This window comes from Mesorhizobium maamorense (assembly GCF_044998965.1).
Classification (GTDB): Bacteria; Pseudomonadota; Alphaproteobacteria; order Rhizobiales; family Rhizobiaceae; genus Mesorhizobium.
In genome coordinates this window covers 6,552,185-6,568,844 of the sequence record NZ_CP173356.1, presented here as the reverse complement: position 1 = coordinate 6,568,844, position 16,660 = coordinate 6,552,185, and the positions used below count along the sequence as shown (strand labels likewise).

Here is a 16,660-nt window from a genome sequence, read left to right as displayed (position 1 = left end):
GGCCGCTAGGGGGCGAGATCATTGGATGCACGGGAGCGGTGGTGCACCCAGTGAAACTCGCCTGAGGTCATGTAGACGATCGCGCCCTTTTCGGCCGCGACCAGCTCGAGATACGCGAGCAATTGACTCACATAGCCGGCGTGAATGTCCGGCGTGGGCGCGACATCGCTCTTCCAGTCGAAGGCCGCGATTGGCGCATTTGCTTCGAACGCGATCGCGTCAGCCCGGGCGGACACCAGGATCGTGTCGGACCGCGCACCATAGAGCGGTATCTCCGGCTCGAGCTTGCCAATGTAGGGCTGCAATTCCTTGTGCGAGAAGGTCCTGAGTGCCGTCCCGGCCAATTCGGCTGGGTCCGGCCTCTCGGGACCCTTGATGCCCAACTGTCCGATCAGCGCCGATGCCCGGTCTTCGAGCGCGGGCAGATCCGGTAGGAGGAGACCGGTCAGCAACTCCTCCATCAGCTTGTGAAGCAGTACGCCGCGGGAGACGCCAGCTCCGACCACAATGGGCTCCGTGTCCGCGCTTTCGTCGAGCGCGGCGACATCCAGCGTGGCGCGATCGAGCAACTCGCGATCGATATCCGCCAGACTGGGGCGGCGCCACTCGATCCTCGGGTTGAGCCGGACGATCCGGGCGTGCTCGTCGGCGTAGATCGCGGCGGATTGCCCATTCGGCGTGGGCGGCGAAACGGGCTCGGACGGCTGGCGAGTCGGATACCTTACCTCCTCCAGCGCGGCTTGACCCAGGTCGAGGAACCTTGCCCAGCCACCGTCGGGAGCCCAGCTCGGCGCCGGCAGGACCAAGAGGTCCAGGGCGCGCGTGCAAGCAACGTAGAGAAGCCGCTCGCGTTCGTCTGCTGCCTCGGCCCGGTCGGCGGCAATGGCTGCGTCGAGCGTGCTCGAGACGACATCCCCCAATGTCCAATGCACGCTGTTGTCGACTGAGCCGAAGAAGAAGTCATCGTCGCCATCCGGCATGGTGACGAAGTTGATGGGTACGACAATCGGCCATTCGAGGCCCTTCGCCTTGTGAACCGTAACGATGTCGATGCTGTCGCCCTCATAGTCGGACGGAGCTTCGTCGGTCGCCGCTTCGCTTTCCCATTCGGCTGCGAGATCGATTGCCAACTGTTTGAGCCCCCGCACCTGATAACGGCGCGCGCGTTCGAGAAACAGATGGAGGTTGCCCAGGGCGCGTGCCTGTTGATCCAAGCCGCGGGCAGCGATGGTCGGGATGATCCGGAGTTGTTCGACGGCTTCGGCAAGCAGCGCATACGGTGTCGTCCCACGACGCTTGCGCCATAGCTTCTGCAGGCAATGTATGGCACGATGGGCAACAGGGTGGGTGACCCGCGACAGGTCGGTTTGAAGGTCGAGGACGGCGCCTTCATCCTGCTCGCGCAGGGCCGAAGTGATGTCCAGAAGCTCTGCTTCGGTGAGGCCGACCAGTGGTCCCCGCAACACGGCCCCCAGCGCGAGTGTGTCGCGGCTGTCGGCCAGGGCGCCCACCAACGACACGACATCCTGGGACTCCTGGCGACGATAGAGGTTCTTGCCCGCTTGCGACGCGACGGGCAGACCCCGTTCCTCGAGCGCGCGTTCGTACCGCCATAGCTGGGTGCGACGGGGAGCCAGCAGTGCAATGTCGCCCGGCTCGGCGCGCACGACCTTCCCGTTCGACCGACGTACCCACACGTTGCCCACAAGTCTGGCGCATAGCTCCGCCACCGCCTGCGCCTCGAGATCCCGGATCGGGTTGACATAGCTGTCTGGCGGGACGTCATAGCTCAGCTTGGCGATACTCTGGATGCGGCTTGGGTCTTCGACGACCGTGGCGTCGAGAGCCGCGTAGCCGCCCTGCTGTTTCGCCAGACGATCGGCGAATACCCGATCGACATGCTGGAGGATGCTCTTCCCGGAGCGGAAGTTTGCAGAAATCTGCAGAACGTTTCCAGGGAACTGGGCCTCGATCGTGGCGCGTGCGCGCAGATACGATTTGAGATCGGCGCGACGGAAGCGATAGATCGCCTGCTTGGGATCGCCAACCACGAACAGCGCTCCAGGACGGAGGCGGCGGTTGTGCCACGGCTCCGCGCCTCCGGACTCGCCGGCGATCAAGAACAGGATCTCGGACTGAAGAGGGTCGGTGTCCTGATATTCATCCACCAGGATGTGGCGATATCTCGATGCAACGGCCACCCGCACCTTCTCGTCGGATCGAAGCAGGGCGCGTGTGCGAACGAGAATGTCGTCGAAGTCAAGAACCGCGGCGTTGCGTTTGAACGCCTCGAATTCGGCGACCAGTTCGTCGGTCTCGCCGAAGAAACGGGCAAGCAGCGCGTCAGCGATGGCGCCCATCGAGTCGGCGAAGAGTAGCGCGCAGCACTCGTAATGCTCCTTGCCAGTGGCGGAGAACGCTTCGCCGTCAGCCTTGCCAGCAGATCGGGACCAGGCGCCCACGCGGTTCTTGTATCTGGAGACCACGTGTCCGCCGCGTGGCAACAGCGCGTCGCTCGTCGGGTGAACGAGCAACCACAGTTGTGCGAAATCGAGATTCGCCTCGCTTGCCGGCGCGAGCATATTGGCGAGCTCCTCGAAGGCCAGCACGTCGGCGATCGCGTCGTCCGGCGCGGCGACACGGCTAATCCAGCGCCGGTATTCCGCAACAGCGTCGATAAGTTCGTGGATGGTGTCAGCGTAGCGTGGCGGTGGAAGGGGACGGGCCTCGGGGTGGGCGCGACGGAATCTGGCCAGGGATTTTAGCGTCTTTACTGCGAGATTTGGATCGTGTGCCGCCATGACCACGATGGGATCGTCTCGTCGGCCGTCATGCCCGAGTCGACGGTTGAGCCACGCGTCGAAGACGGCGTCGAAGGCGAGGTCGGTCTGGTCCGCGTCCATGACGGCAGCACCGGGGTCGATGCGCGCTTCGACGGCGTAGCTCTGCAGGATAGTGAGGCAGAAGCTGTGGATGGTCGAGGCGGTGAGTTCGCCCAAACCGGCCCGCGCAGCGGAGAGGGCCTCGACTTGAGCTTCGCTCAGCGTTTGCGCTCGAAAGGCCGGTTCGAGGTCTTTCGGTATCGTTCCATCGATCAGCAGGGCGGCGAATTTGTCGACGCGTCCACGAAGTTCGGCGGCAGCGCGCTCGGTGAAGGTGATGGCGGCTATCGATGCCGGCGAGCGGCCGGCCGCGAGCAGCACGGCGACGCGCCCCGCAAGCAGCGAGGTTTTGCCGGTGCCGGCCGCGGCCTCGACTAGAAGCGTGGCGTCGAGATCGGTGAGGGCGCGCTCGCGTTGCGTGCTATCAGGAACTGAGGTCATTTGGTGCCCCAATAGGCTGAGAGCTCACGGCCTGCCGCCTCGCGGATGGCATTGCCCTTGCGTTCGAGGTAGCTGGCTATCGCAGGCAGTGCGATCTTGCCGAAGCGCTCCGGCATACTCGCGACACCCGGGTAGACCACACCAGACTCGAGGGCGCTGCGCGCGAGACCGACCCAGGCCGACACCAGAGCAATGAAGTGATCCGGGTTCTTCAGGGGCGAAGCGATGACCGGCGGGCGAAGGTAGATCAGGCGAGCGACCAGTTGCTTGGTGTCGGGCAGCAATTGGCGGCAGGCAAGCGAGTAGAGGACGCGTTGCAGTTCGGCGCCGCCATCGATATACATCTGATCGGGAATCTTTGGCCTCTGGCCAGTCTTGTAGTCGGTTACGCGTGCCGCGACGGCCGCAGCCCGAAGGTCGAGGCGGTCGATGCTCCCGCGAATGTGGATATCCGTGCCGGGAAGGACGACGGGGAGAGCAGGATCCCACGGCAGGGATTGGGTCACATCGTTGTCTCGGACCTCGCCGCCAAACGGCAGCTCGGTCCAGGATCGGGTGCCAAGCTCTGTGAACGTCTCGAAAGTGAGGCCGGAGAGGCTCATCTCGGCCGCCTTCCGCACCGTGTTGGTCCACAGCACCGGCGGCGGCACATTCATTTCCAGCGGCCAGGTTTCGATGACCTGGGCGCATGCGTTCGCGAGCGCATCCTCCATCTCATGCCGAGCGGCTACGGTATATCCGGGCTCGGGTTCGAGCTGATCGACCGTTCGCCGCAGCAGTTCGTGGATAAGCTGCCCGAAATCATCGGGGGATAGAGTGAGGCCACGTTCCTTGTGGACCACGTCGCGCCAACCCAACGCATAGTACCAGACATAGCCGAGAGGATCTCGCAAGAGACGGGACAGCGATGTAGGCGACTGGGCTTTGCGCAGCAAGGCTGACAAGAGGGGATGGGCTCTTGCGACGAATCCGTCGTGAGGGGTGAGGCTGCGCAGGTTCCAGTCGCCCCACGCCGCGAGGCCCGTCGCGACGATCGGGTCCGAATTTCTGTCCCGCGGCCGGACAAGCAGACGGTCCGCTTCGGTCAGCGCGTGAGGGGCGATATCGTCGCGATGGAGGTTTGCAACCTTGGCGGCACGCGGCATGAAAGGGCTGGTCCCGACGCGCTTGCCGTCGCTGCTCAGTCTTCCGCATGAGAGCACCGCTTCTTCGGCTGTGGCGAGAATGTTGTCGAGGCAGCGTCGGTCCAACTGTTCGAGGGGCTCGGCGTCGACCAGCGCGGCAGGGATGATGTAGCTGGGCAGGATAGGATCTAGTCCACTGCTGCGTGGCCATCCGCTGGTCGTGAGTCCGACAAGCCAGACGAAGCGGCGCGGTGCTGCAGCGAGTTGGTCCCCCGAGCACCATACGACTGCGTCAGCCGGATCTCGCTCGTCGGGAATACGCAAGGACTCGAGCGAGAACATAAGCGCCGATGCCGGCGCTGACCGCAAGGCTTCATCCCAGAGTCTGCGGGAGCGCCCTCGGAGCAGCAATCTGCCCGCCTCGGCGGCAGCGTCACTTCCGGCCTCTATCAACTTGAGTATGGGCAGGACTATTGCAGCCGTCTCGGGATGAGGCCGGAGGGCGCGTTCCCAATCGGCCGCGGTCGAGAGCGACGCCGCGCCAGACACTGGCAGTCTACCCTCCGGCAGAATATCCATGGTGCCGTGATCCGAGAGCAGAGAAAGCAGGCGCCGGACCCGGGCCTGACTCAGGCCGCCCTGCAGTGCATCGGCAAGCGCGGCGCAGCGTTGACCGTCCCGGGTCGAGAGTGCCGGTCGGCCGTGGACGAAGCAAAGGGGCAGACCGGAGGCTGAAGTGAGCGAAAGCATGTAGTCGTCCCACGCGGTCGGCACCGTTGCCACGATGGCGATGTCGGCAGCGCGGGCGCGACCAGAGGCGAGGAGTTCACGTGCCCACCGCATCGCTTCGAGGACCTCGTGATATGGGTCGGCACAGCTGACACCGCGCTGGCTTCCATTCTGGCCTGCTGCCCGCCTAGGCGTGCCGTGGAACCAGACGGTATCGCAGAAGGCTGGCGCGTCCCATTCAACTTCAATCACCTCGCGCAAGTCATTCACTAGCTGCCGCCAGATTGGATCGATCGCATGCGCGCCTTCAATGCGGAGGGTTCCTATCAAGCGAGGGGCGAGCCGGACCGCAGCACGGGCCAGATCGTTTAAATCTGGCAGAAGGTATTCGCCCGGCCGCAGCTGAAGACGTACAACGTCTTCGATTCGTGACAAGTCTTGGACGCGCGGCTGTTTGGCATAAGGCCCTGATCTAAGATCGAATCCTGCGCGCCAAACATTTCGAAGCGTACGGAGTATAGCACGTGTCGCTCCGGGAAGGTCGGCTATCGGGGCGAGGTCCTGGAGAAGGCCGGGTTCGCTCAACGCCGTGCGGATACCGATTTCAATGCTTTCTCGGGAAGCTGGGTGCAGCAATCCGCCAGCGAGGCGTGCCGCCAGCAAAGGAGTCGTCATAATCTGGAGACCGAACTCATGACCGCGTGCGGCCGCCGCGCGACGCATCGCAAAGGCAAGCCGACCTTGAACGAGCACGCTGCGAAGAGTGAAGCCACCGGTCATGCTAGTCTTCGTAGCAGAATTGATTGCATTCGTCCGCGTCGGCCAAGATTGCATTGCGGTAGAAGGTGTCGACTAGGCGTTGAACCTTATAGTCGAGATTTGGAAACTTTACCCGAGGGTCTAGTCAGCGGTTTGCGCTTAATGTGTGAGCCGGTCCGGGCGGAGTCTTAGTGCGAGTCCTCTTCTAACCAAACTATCGGTCCTTAGGGTCCAAGTCGCCAGAAAGGACCGCGACCAACCTTCTAGAGTCGCCTGTGGGTCAATCAAGCCTGCGATCCTGCTTGGCAGGATATCTGCCAACGCCTTTTGGGCTCGGCCCAGAGCCATCTTCTCCCAGTCGCGACCTAGCAATGGCGGTGTCATGGGGACGATCTCAGCATTCCCTCGAACCCGGCCATCCAATTGGGATTGATCTCCATCCGGAAGACTTGCGAGCGCGTCGAGCGCAGGAATTCCACGAAGGCCGTGTCGCTGCCGTCGCTCAGGACGCTGGCGCGGCTAAAATGATGTTTGGGCCGCGTCTCGGTCGCAGCGAGTTCCGCCATATCTTGAAGAGCATGGGCAAAGCCCATCAAAACTGGCTCGGCTTCAGCTTCGGCGTCCCAGCCAAAATGTTTGTCCGCCCGGTAATAGGCTTCGCCAAAGCCCCGGTGCGCCTCGGCGACGATCAACCCGCCGGCCAATGGCCCCAGCTTTTTGATATGCTCTGCCGCTGGCACGTGCTGGCCGAGGGCGCCGAATAGACCTACTTCGATTCCGCCCCGGGCCGCGACCGCTGATCGCAGTCCATATTGCTCGAGCCGCCCTTCGAAACCGAGCGTCTCGAAACCCTCGAGTACCGCCGGATTGGAGCTTTTCCAAAAGGCGCGAATCGGCTCCGGAACTAGAGTCTCGCCGTTGCAGATCCCGCGTACTAGTCGAACTAGCATCAGCTGACGGGCAAATAGGTTGGTCCCTTCATGAGCGATTGCAGCACGCTTTGTGCCGCGCGGCAGACGAGGGAGGAGCCGGCGCAGCATCATCAGCATTTCGGTGTATTCGAGTGCCATAAGAAGGATGCGGAATAGCGTATCCGCCGAAATATTGGCTTCGATCGCTGCGTCGCTTGCCGCGAGAAGCCCAAGCCCATCGGCCTGAGTTTCGCCGATCAGCCGCGCAGTCATCACATGCATCCGTTGTGCCATCTTGCTGCCGCGTGTGGCGAAGCCGTCGGGCCGGCCGTTGTCGTCGAACTTCTGGACCGTCTCGGGCAGGAGGAAGCGTTCGCGCGCGGGACCATCGCCGGTCTTATCGAAACGGAGCTCTTGATACTGGTTCGCAATCCAGGCGAACATCTCGAAGGACGGCGCGCCCTCGGCCTGCTGCAGGATATGCGCGATCTCGTGGCCGGCGATGAAAGTGAGGAGCAATTGTGCTTCGATGATCACGACCAGTTGCTCATCGAAATACTTGGGCCGGGGGACAACAGTGCCCGCCCCCTTTTCCGCGCTGTAGGCGGCGAGGCGCGCATTGGCTCGCTCGGTCATTGCGGCGGCAAGCGCTAGATCGCCGTCGTCATAGAGCGCCTCAGCTGCTCGGATAAGGAATTCTACATGTGAGATGATCGGTCGTTCGCCCCAGAAGCCGCGCAAGAGCAATAGCTCGAGCGCATTGGCCTGCTCGATGTCGACGAAGGCGACACGCGCACCCTTATGGCTCATCACGACACTCGACCATTGCATAGTGCTGATTGGCACCAAGGCGACATGGTCAAGCATCCAGGAATAGTGGTTCGCGAGGAAAGCGCGCAAGCGATGAAGCGCAGCACGGTGAGAGGCGGTAACGCGTCCTGCCGGCGTGCGGCCGAGGCGCTGCTTGATTGCCTGCCAAGCCGGACGGGGAATCATGGTTCAGTCCTTGTCACGCGCGTCGAGCAGCGTGAGCACCTCCTTTACCTGCGATGGCTTGAGATTCTTGAAGCGGACCCTCTCGCCATCTTTTTCATACTCGAATTCTCCACGCGATGTGATCAGATAGGTGAGCGAGGCGGTCACCAGCGGCACCAGAAGCGGCTTCAACTCCACCACCCACTGGACAAGGTTCGCACCGTCGAAGTTGCCAACCTCGATCGGATCGCCCAGATCATTCTGTGGGTCGAGCGCATCGGCGAGCCTGAGTTCCTTCCAGAGTTGCCGAAACTCGCCGGCATAGTCGGTGGGAATGCTAATCGAAATGATCGTCATGGTCGTCCTCCCCTGTTGTATCGCCCTGTTGGATCAGCAGCGCGGGCCAGTCAATCGGTCGCGTGCCTTTGGTCGAGTTTTGAAAGCACGTGAAAATTATGTCGACTATTGACGATGAACCGGAACCGGTCGGACCTATCTGGCACAAGTGTAGGGAGCTAACCAGTCGTTGGAACCTGCCGAGCAGAAAACGGCACCAAGCCTGCATTCCGCCTCGCGAACTATTAAAAAACACGCCGTATTGAAAGGCACTTGATATGCAGTTTTATGTGCATAATATTGTGCAGAGTGAATTCTGAGGTTTCGTCATGACTCAAGCGCTGCTAACTCACAATGCGATGGTCTCCGGCTTTGTCGATAGCCTGCAGGAGCCGCGTACGCCCTACATTTCGCCGAAGCGCCTGTCGCAGGCGCTCGGCGTGAAGGTGGCCAACCTGGCGCAGTTGACCGGTGTTCACCGCAACACGCTGCGCAACCCGTCATCGGAGCGCCTGCAGGGCCGGATGCGCGAGATGGTAAAGGTGATCTCGGCCGCAACGGAGCTCACCGGCGACGTCGACAAGGCGATCTACTGGTATCGCAACGAACCGATCGCCGACTATGGCCATCGCACGGCGGCCGAGCTCGTCGCCGATGGCCAGGTCGAAGCAGTCCTGGCCTTGATCCGGGATCTCGAGAACGGGGCGCGCGGGTGAAAGTCACCCGAGTCGGGCCGGACGAGATCTTCCATCGCTATCTGACGCCCAAATGGGCCTTCCTGCCCACCAGCGGTGCAGGCGCGGCGATCGACGGCGGTCGTTTCAACCGGCCCGGCCTCGAAGCGCTTTACCTGTCCCGCGCGCCTCAGACAGCGTTGGAGGAATACAAGCAGGGCGCCAGCATCAGCCCGCCGGCGACCCTTGCCGCTTACAAGGTCACACTCGCTGAGACGGCCGACCTTTCGCAGGGATTCGACCCGGACATCTGGGACGGCGCCTGGCGCGAATGGGATTGTCCCTGGCGCCAAATCGCTCGCATCAACAAGAAAGTCTCGCCCTCGTGGAAACTTGCGGACATGGTCATCACGACCGGGCTGCGCGGCATCCTGTTCCCGTCGCTGCGTCATGCCGGCGGCACCAACCTGGTGATCTTTCCGGCCAATCTTGTCGACGGCGATCATGTCGCGGTTCACGATCCCGATCACCGGCTGCCGCACGACCAGTCGTCCTGGTCCTGAGCGAGCGCCTGTCTCCGTGGCCGCAACGCGACAACGCCCCGCTCAGGACACCTGGTCCTCAACGACATCATCCTCGCCCTCGCCGCTAGGCAACCTAGCTGGAATACCGCCGGCCAGCAGCTTCTCCTTAGACAGCAGCCCGGCATCCTCGAGCGCCTCGAAATCCGGCAGCTGGCGCAGCGTGTCGAGCCCGAACTGCGAGAGAAAATTTTTTGTCGTCACATAGGTATAGGGCGCCCCGGCTGCGGGCTGCGCGGTCCCGAGGCGATCAGATCTTGCGCGCGCAGCACGCCGATCAAATCGCGCGACACTTCCTTGCCGAAGAAGCTCGACAGCTCACCGCGGGTAATCGGCTGGAAATAGGCAATGCACATCAAAACAAGCGCTTCGGATTGCGATAGTTCTTTTGCCCCCTCGCCCGCCGCCGTGCCGAAGGCGGCGCGGATGGCGTCGCCAAAAATTTTCTTGGTCCGGTGTTGCCAGCCGCCGGCGACCGCGACCAGCTCGTAGGGGCGGCCGGCGAGCTCGGCGCGAATGTCGTCGATGATCAGCTCGAGATTGCAGTTTCTTCCCACCACCCGCGCGAGGACACTACGTGTCACCGGTTCATTTGCTGCAAAGATCACCGCTTCGACGCGGCCCATCCATTCGCGCCAGCGCAATTCTGGCGGCAGGTGGTCCAATTCCGTGTCGAGCAACACAGGCTGTTCGTTCGGCTTGCGGCGGCAGAGGCTTCGCTCATCACTAGAGTCCGAACAGGCGAAAAGTCGTGCGACCGGAAAGCTCGCGCACAGCCTCGAGTTGTTGCAGCCGCTCGAAGAGGCGTCGCGCCGCAAAGCGGGACAGGTTTTTGGTCGTCAGCGAGCCCGAAACGGCGTCGTCCTCGAGCAGTCTTTGGACCACATCTCCCGCGCCCTTGGCGCGCAATTTTGGTGCGACGGCCAGGAGTTTTTCGGCACGACGCGACAGCTCGGCAGCCAGCCGGCAGGCGTCCGCCGCCGCCTGCGCCAGCGCCGCGCAGACCGCCCGCTCAAAACCTTTTTCGCCGGGTCGAATGCGCTTGCCGCCGGCCTCGCCGCGAAAAGCCGGACCAAAGGCCTGCGCCATCAAGAGCGGCAGCGGCCGCGGCCAGCGCAGGCTTTGCGCCAGCACCAAGTCGGCCAGCCACCAGGCCAAAAGCTCGGAGTCGGGCCGCATGGCGAGGATGCGGGTGGCGATTGCCGCCGCGGCGAACGGCGCCGGCCGCTGCGACCCCGCCACTTCTTCTACCTCCGTAGAGAGGTCAGCGAGAGCCGCGCCGTCCCAATGGAGCCCCAGCTGGTCGACGATCTTTTCGAGTCGATCAGCGCTGGCGGCGGGCGGCTGCACGGCCAACTGCCGCCAAGCGCCAAGAACCGCGCCGGCCGGACCGGGATCTGCGCAGGCCGGGCGGAGGTACCAGGCGTCGCGCAAAGCGACCGCGTCCTCGGCGCGGCCGGCGAGCCGCATGCTGGGGGCGGCGCAGTTGAGCGCCAACCGCTGCCGCCAGGCGCCGGACCAGCTCGGTTGCGCGCGGGCGACCGTGTCGAGGACACCCAAGGCGGCGCCGGCCCGGAAGGCGGCGTCGCCGTCGCTCGGCGCGCCGGCGCTTGTGATCGCCCACGCCGGAATGGAGGGCGGCGCAGAGGAGCTGGCGGTCGCGGGATCAAGGCGAATCATGATTTTGGAGGGTAAAGCGCTCGTGCGCTTTGTGCTACGATTTTCGTACCAAAACGCACAGCCTGTCGCCTGATAAAAACGAACGATAATGTTGCATTATCTGTCGTTGTCCGGAATTAAGCCGGGCTTCGGAGGTCGTGCGCGGCATTGTGCGCACCATGGCAAACCGCGCGTCTACGCCGGCGGCGTTGCGGCTGCCGGTCGCCCGCATGCAACCCACCGAGTAACAGCTGGAGTTATATCTGTCGTGACAATCGCACCTAGCATCGCCACGCAGCCTGCAAAGGCGCGCCTAAAGGCGCACGCTGGACCTTGGTCGAAAGGGCTGCTTCGGTTTACCAATCCTGTCGTCCTAGGTTGACCAATCCGTTGTTGACCGTGAGCGGGTTTACCAATAAGGGCGGCTATATTCTCCGCAAATCCAATAACTTAATGCCAACCCAGAATTAACTGTCATTGAGGCCATAGGTAAACTCGATCTTTGGATCGGAAATCCCTACCCTCAGCCAGCAAACACTCCTGTTTTCAATCGCATAGGCCACCCACAAGCGATCCATAATTCCGGACTGGTAAATCCCCTGAAAGGCCAAATAATTCCGGACGTCATAACACGTTGCGATCTTATGCGATTTTCGAAGCACAAACCATGAACATGTGGCCCAGTAGCATTAGGTTTGAACTTGCCGCCTCAAGGTCAGCTTGGCGCCGATTCCGGCCTTTCAGGCAACCTTTGCCTCCGTCCAGAAGCAGAAATTGCGGCTGACGATGCTGACGGTCGCAGCTGTACCACGAGTCGGACATCTTGATTAGCTTTACCAATGGCGGCTTCCGCAATCTCGACATCGCCAGCGTCCCAAGCGCTAAAGGTTTCCGCGGATTGACGATAATGATCGAGTGTATTTGGCAAATCTATTGCGGGTTACGGGTCGACCTTTGAATATCAACATGTCTTTGAAGTGCGACGAATGCTCAAACAGCGATAGCCAAAATACTGGTGGTTGAGGGCGTCGAGAACTCCGGGCCGGGTGAGATTCGGGAATCCGAGGACGGTAAGGGTGCGAAGATGGTGTTCGCCGAGCATCGGCTCCAAGCCGCCGGTAAGCGGCGCGTCGACCAGGATGCCGCCGAGATACATCGGCGCTTCCGGGACCGCGACTGGATGCCGGCGGGTCGATATTATGCCGTGCAGGTAAGTCAGGGTCTCGGCATCGTCGAGCACGCGCACCTCGGGCATGAAACCGGACAAAAGATCGAGGACCCGGTCGGTCTCGTCGCGAAACCGCGCCAGCTCCTGGGGCCAGTCTCTCCCGCCGCCAGATTGGTGTGCGTCAACGAGCGCGCTTTCAGCCCTCGCCCGTGCGTCCGGGGGCGGCATGAACAGCAAAGTCAGGTGATAGCGGCTCTCGTAATGCGCGACCTTGCCCTCGAAGGCCGCGCGTCGTTCTTCATCGACCAGCCAAGACGCGGCGTCGGGAAAGGTTGAGTTAGGATAGCCGAGCGCCTCTATGCGCTCGGCTTCGAAGAACAATGCCCAGCCGGAGCCGAGCCTTCTCAACGCGTTGTTTCCCCGGGCGCAGATGCCGACAAGTTCTGCTTCCGTCGCGCTTTCGAGATCGGGCCCGCGGAACCGTAAGGTCCGCTGAAAGCTGCCGTCCTTATTGAGCACGATGCTGGGCGCGACGAGCGCTGCCCAGGGCAGATGGTCGGCAAGTTTGTCGGCTTTGCTGCGGTATTCTGATAGGTTCAGCATGCCAACCATCCCTTCAGACGAAGGTGACGAACGAGCACGCTGGCGAAGTCTGGATCGCGTTTTGTGGCAAAGACCGCCAGCGTGTGGCCGGCAATCCAGAGCACCAGCCCAGCGATCCACTGCTGCAAACCGAGGCCGATAGCTGCGGCCACCGTGCCGTTGAGGATCGCCACCGCTCGCGGTGCACCGCCCAGCAGGATGGCTTCGGTCAATGCCCGGTGAACGGGAACCGCGAAGCCCTCAGTATGCTGCTCTCCAGCGGCCATCACACGAGTGCTCCGCCGCCAAAGGAGAAGAAGGAGAGAAAGAAGCTCGATGCCGCGAAGCCGATCGACAGCCCGAAGACGATCTGGATCAGCCGGTGGAAACCGCCTGCGGTGTCACCGAAGGCAAGGGTTAAGCCCGTGGTGATGACGATGATCACGGCGATAATCTTGGCGACCGGTCCCTGTACAGACTCCAGGATCTGCTGCAGCGGCTGTTCCCAAGGCATGCCGGAGCCTGCTGCGCGGTCTGAGACCGTGAGAACAAGCACGAGCGCGGTGGACGAAAGAAAGCGAAGCTTCTTGCACATGAATTGGCCTTTCAAAACAGCTGAAGTTGCGGGAGCGTCAGTTGCATGACGGCGTAATCGCCGCTGGCCTCTGACCGCTGGACCATAGTTCGTCCGGTTTGACGACCGACTTTTCAGATTGGTCGGCTGAGTAGCCAGCGTCGCCCGCCGCCACCGAGACCGGCAACTGTTACGCAGAAGGACGAAGCCGATGCCACACATCCATTTCGTAAATCTTTCTATCTACCAATTTGATTTCCCCGATTACCTGATGAGGAATATGAGGGCGCCAGGTGGCGTGGTGGGTTGCATCAAAAGGAGTATTTGCGATGGCAAACATCATCGAGAGTAAGTCCTCGCGTACCGAATGGCTCATCGGCACCGATCTCGAGGATTGGATGGCGGGTGACGAGGGCAATGACCGGCTTGAGGATCGTCGCGGCAATGACAAGATCGAAGGTGGCGATGGCGATGATCACGGCATCGGCGGCGAGGGAAATGACCGAATCTGGGGCGGAACGGGCGACCACTATCTTCGCGGCGACAACGGCCGCTTCCAACCGCGCCTCGTCGGCGAGGATCATGACAAGCTCTCCGGCGGTCCCGGCAACGATGTCCTCTACGTGGTGATGGCAAAGACAATTTGACGGGGGGGCGGCAATAACACGTTTCTGTTCCAGTTCCACAATCCGATCCACGGAGTAGTCGAGGGGACGGCGGACATTACCACTATCAGCGATTTCAACGCGAAGGAGGACACTTTCGCCTTCGATGCGGTGGGCCTCGGCGACGACGGTTTTGGCGCGAACTTCGTCAACAACGCCGCCGCAAAGTCTGGCAGCCCGGTGAGCAGCTTCGACAGCGGTCCGTCTGCGGGTGCGAAGGGCGAGCATGTGGTGGTGATCACTGACGATTCTTTTGAGACTGCCTCCGACGCAGCGCGTAAGATCTCCGGCGAGGCCGTCGGCGACATCATCGTCTACTACTGCCACGACGATTTTAGCAAAATGGCGAAGCTGGCGTATGTCACCGGCGAGAACCAGGCGCATGACTTCGTCAACATAAGTGGTGTGACGAGCTTTAGCGCCATGGCCGACCTGGGCCTGACCGCGTCCGATTTTCACCTACATTTAATCCGGAAAACCCTATGTGGAACCCGCGCCCCGCCACCCCCGGCGGGCGCTTTCCTTTCCGCTACTTGCCCTGGCCGCGGGTTCCGGGAGCGGGCGGAGCGTGATTAAACCTGTGGGTCGCGCCGGAACTCTCCCTGAGACCGACATAGTCGAGGCGATAAGGCTGTTCCGGCCTACTGCCTGGGTCGATAGCGTCACCCTTCCAGAGGTTCAGCCGGAGGCTGTTGTTGACGCGCACCATCATATGCCAGGACTAGGCATGTTTGGCGCGAAGCACTGGTCCCTGGATCAGCGAGCGGATGCGGTCAGTGTATAGGCTCCTGCGGCGAGCACTGTGCGGTGCTAGATGGATAGATCATCACAATACTTGTACGGAGGGCGCCCTGAGTAACCATCCTTGGAACATTTCAGCTTTGAGACCTTTCCCTCTGACCTCCACTGTGTTGGGAATTTTACTAATCAGTGGCGTAGTCAACGTGCTTGCGCTGATCTCGCCGCTGTTCATGCTGCAGGTCTACGACCGCGTTCTGGCAAGTGGCAGCGTACCGACGCTGGTGGGGCTCGTCGTGCTTGCTGCGGGGCTCTTTGCGTTCCAATGCCTGCTTGACATCCTTCGCGCCCGCGTGCTGCTGCGGATCGGCGAGCGTTTCGATGGACAGCTTTCCGGACGCGTTCACGATGCGATCGTTCGCCTTCCGCTTTTAACGCGTATGCCTGGCGACGGGTTGCAGCCGCTTCGCGATCTCGACAATGTTCGCGGATTCTTAGGTGGAAACGGCCCGACGGCGTTTTTCGATCTGCCATGGTTGCCAGTTTATCTTGGCATTTGCTTTATCTTCCACTTCTGGATCGGCATGACGGCGCTTATCGGAGCGATCGTCCTTATGTCTCTGACACTTCTTGCCAACGCTCTCTCGCGACGGGCGATACGCGATACGATTGCCCACAGCATCGTACGCAATGGTCTACTGGAAGCTGCGCGCCGCAATGCCGAGGTCGTGCAAGCTCTCGGTCTCGGAAAGCGGATCGCTGCCCGATGGCACAAGGCCAATGCCAAGTATCTGGCCGCCAACCGGAAAGCCGGGGACGTGGCAGGTGGGCTGGGTGGCGTTTCAAGATCGCTGCGCGTGATGCTGCAATCGGCCATTCTTGCCGTCGGCGCGTACCTTGTCATAGGGCAGGAGGCTACGGCCGGGGTCATGATCGCCAGCTCGATCATGATGGGCCGTGCGCTGGCTCCGGTCGATCTGGCTATTTCAAGCTGGAAACCCTTTCTCATGGCGCGCCAAGGTTGGGCGCGGCTGGAGGACGTTTTGGCAAAGATTCCTGAAGCCGCTCCTGTCATGCCTATGCCTGCACCTGGACGCGAACTGCGCGTCGAAAGCGTGACGATCGTTCCGCCCGGCGATACGAAGCCGACCGTGACCGGCCTTGCGTTTGCCGTTCAGGCGGGAAGCGCACTCGGGGTCATCGGTGCATCGGGTTCCGGCAAGTCGACACTGTCGCGCGTCATCGTCGGCGCATGGGCGCCGGTCGCTGGAAAGGTTCGCATCGACAGCGCAAGCCTCGATCAATGGGACCGTGAAGCACTAGGCCGTCATATCGGCTATCTGCCGCAGGGCGTTGAACTGTTCGACGGCACCATTGCCGAAAACATCGCGAGGTTTGAAGGCGATCCCGACCCTGAGGCTATTGTGGCGGCGGCGAAAGCAGCTGGCACGCACGAACTGATCCTCCGATTTGAGCAGGGTTACGACACTCCGATTGGTGAGGCCGGATCAGCGCTTTCCGCCGGGCAACGCCAGCGCATCGGTCTTGCCCGTGCTCTCTATCGGGACCCCTTTCTTGTCGTGCTTGATGAACCCAATGCCAATCTCGATGCGGAAGGCGAGGCCGCCGTCGTTGAGGCGATCCGTTCTGTGCGCGCGCGCAAGGGCATTGCGGTTGTCGTCGCTCATCGGCGGAGCGCCCTGCGTGCAGTGGATTACGTGTTGGCGATGGAGAGTGGGGGGCAGAGGGCCTTCGGTCCGCGTGATGAAGCGCTGTCCAAGGTCCTGAAAGGGGGCAGCGACGGCACCAGGCGCATGCGTCAAGGCGCACCAAGTCTTCACACGATGAAAGGCGAGTGCTGA

At 61.9% G+C, this 16,660-nt stretch carries 12 protein-coding genes and 2 pseudogenes; 5 read left to right on the top strand and 9 right to left on the bottom strand.

The window, feature by feature from the left end:
• Nucleotides 1–5: 5 nt before the first annotated feature.
• The 4 genes from ACIU1A_RS32565 to ACIU1A_RS32550 form a co-directional block, all read right to left on the bottom strand.
• Nucleotides 6–3,323 carry a UvrD-helicase domain-containing protein gene (locus ACIU1A_RS32565; protein ID WP_404926227.1) on the bottom strand — a complete coding sequence of 1,106 codons (3,318 nt, stop codon included), beginning with the start codon at nucleotides 3,321–3,323 and terminating at the stop codon, nucleotides 6–8.
• Entirely contained in the window at nucleotides 3,320–5,956 is a 2,637-nt protein-coding gene (locus ACIU1A_RS32560; protein WP_404926226.1) for a PD-(D/E)XK nuclease family protein, read from the bottom strand. The genes ACIU1A_RS32565 and ACIU1A_RS32560 overlap by 4 nt, the downstream gene beginning before the upstream one ends.
• Before the next feature lie 359 nt (nucleotides 5,957–6,315).
• Nucleotides 6,316–7,842: a hypothetical protein gene (locus tag ACIU1A_RS32555; protein WP_404926225.1), complete on the bottom strand. Its 1,527-nt coding sequence runs from the start codon at nucleotides 7,840–7,842 to the stop codon at nucleotides 6,316–6,318.
• A 3-nt stretch (nucleotides 7,843–7,845) separates the two neighbouring features.
• The gene (locus ACIU1A_RS32550) at nucleotides 7,846–8,178 is read right to left on the bottom strand and encodes a hypothetical protein (RefSeq protein ID WP_404926224.1); all 333 of its coding nucleotides are present in this window, start codon (nucleotides 8,176–8,178) and stop codon (nucleotides 7,846–7,848) included.
• Nucleotides 8,179–8,486: 308 nt separating this feature from the next.
• Between ACIU1A_RS32550 and ACIU1A_RS32545 the strand changes: the two genes are divergently transcribed.
• Both ACIU1A_RS32545 and ACIU1A_RS32540 read left to right on the top strand, forming a co-directional pair.
• Complete coding sequence (locus ACIU1A_RS32545; protein ID WP_404926223.1) at nucleotides 8,487–8,873, top strand: hypothetical protein; 387 nt, start codon at nucleotides 8,487–8,489, stop codon at nucleotides 8,871–8,873.
• Nucleotides 8,870–9,394, top strand: a complete 525-nt coding sequence (locus ACIU1A_RS32540; protein ID WP_404926222.1) for an RES family NAD+ phosphorylase — start codon at nucleotides 8,870–8,872, stop codon at nucleotides 9,392–9,394. Before ACIU1A_RS32545 ends, ACIU1A_RS32540 begins: the two co-directional genes overlap by 4 nt.
• 42 nt (nucleotides 9,395–9,436) lie before the next feature.
• On the opposite strand, the pseudogene ACIU1A_RS32535 reads toward ACIU1A_RS32540, so the two are convergent.
• The 5 genes and pseudogenes from ACIU1A_RS32535 to ACIU1A_RS32515 form a co-directional block, all read right to left on the bottom strand.
• A pseudogene (locus ACIU1A_RS32535) lies at nucleotides 9,437–10,038 on the bottom strand (SMC-Scp complex subunit ScpB).
• Nucleotides 10,039–10,138: 100 nt separating this feature from the next.
• Nucleotides 10,139–11,092 carry a DUF1403 family protein gene (locus ACIU1A_RS32530; RefSeq protein ID WP_404926221.1) on the bottom strand — a complete coding sequence of 318 codons (954 nt, stop codon included), beginning with the start codon at nucleotides 11,090–11,092 and terminating at the stop codon, nucleotides 10,139–10,141.
• Nucleotides 11,093–12,068: 976 nt separating this feature from the next.
• A pseudogene (locus ACIU1A_RS32525) lies at nucleotides 12,069–12,842 on the bottom strand (conjugal transfer protein TrbE); the annotation flags it as partial.
• On the bottom strand, nucleotides 12,836–13,108 hold the full coding sequence (locus ACIU1A_RS32520; protein WP_404926220.1) for a VirB3 family type IV secretion system protein: 273 nt from the start codon (nucleotides 13,106–13,108) through the stop codon (nucleotides 12,836–12,838). The gene ACIU1A_RS32520 and the pseudogene ACIU1A_RS32525, both read right to left, overlap by 7 nt.
• Nucleotides 13,108–13,416 carry a TrbC/VirB2 family protein gene (locus ACIU1A_RS32515; RefSeq protein WP_404926219.1) on the bottom strand — a complete coding sequence of 103 codons (309 nt, stop codon included), beginning with the start codon at nucleotides 13,414–13,416 and terminating at the stop codon, nucleotides 13,108–13,110. The genes ACIU1A_RS32520 and ACIU1A_RS32515 overlap by 1 nt, the downstream gene beginning before the upstream one ends.
• 308 nt (nucleotides 13,417–13,724) lie before the next feature.
• Between ACIU1A_RS32515 and ACIU1A_RS32510 the strand changes: the two genes are divergently transcribed.
• The 3 genes from ACIU1A_RS32510 to ACIU1A_RS32500 all read left to right on the top strand — a co-directional run bounded on the left by ACIU1A_RS32510 (nucleotide 13,725) and on the right by ACIU1A_RS32500 (nucleotide 16,660).
• Nucleotides 13,725–14,042 carry a hypothetical protein gene (locus ACIU1A_RS32510; protein ID WP_404926218.1) on the top strand — a complete coding sequence of 106 codons (318 nt, stop codon included), beginning with the start codon at nucleotides 13,725–13,727 and terminating at the stop codon, nucleotides 14,040–14,042.
• Between the two features lie 129 nt (nucleotides 14,043–14,171).
• Nucleotides 14,172–14,636: a hypothetical protein gene (locus ACIU1A_RS32505; RefSeq protein WP_404926217.1), complete on the top strand. Its 465-nt coding sequence runs from the start codon at nucleotides 14,172–14,174 to the stop codon at nucleotides 14,634–14,636.
• A gap of 296 nt (nucleotides 14,637–14,932) precedes the next feature.
• Nucleotides 14,933–16,660: a type I secretion system permease/ATPase gene (locus ACIU1A_RS32500; RefSeq protein ID WP_404928052.1), complete on the top strand. Its 1,728-nt coding sequence runs from the start codon at nucleotides 14,933–14,935 to the stop codon at nucleotides 16,658–16,660.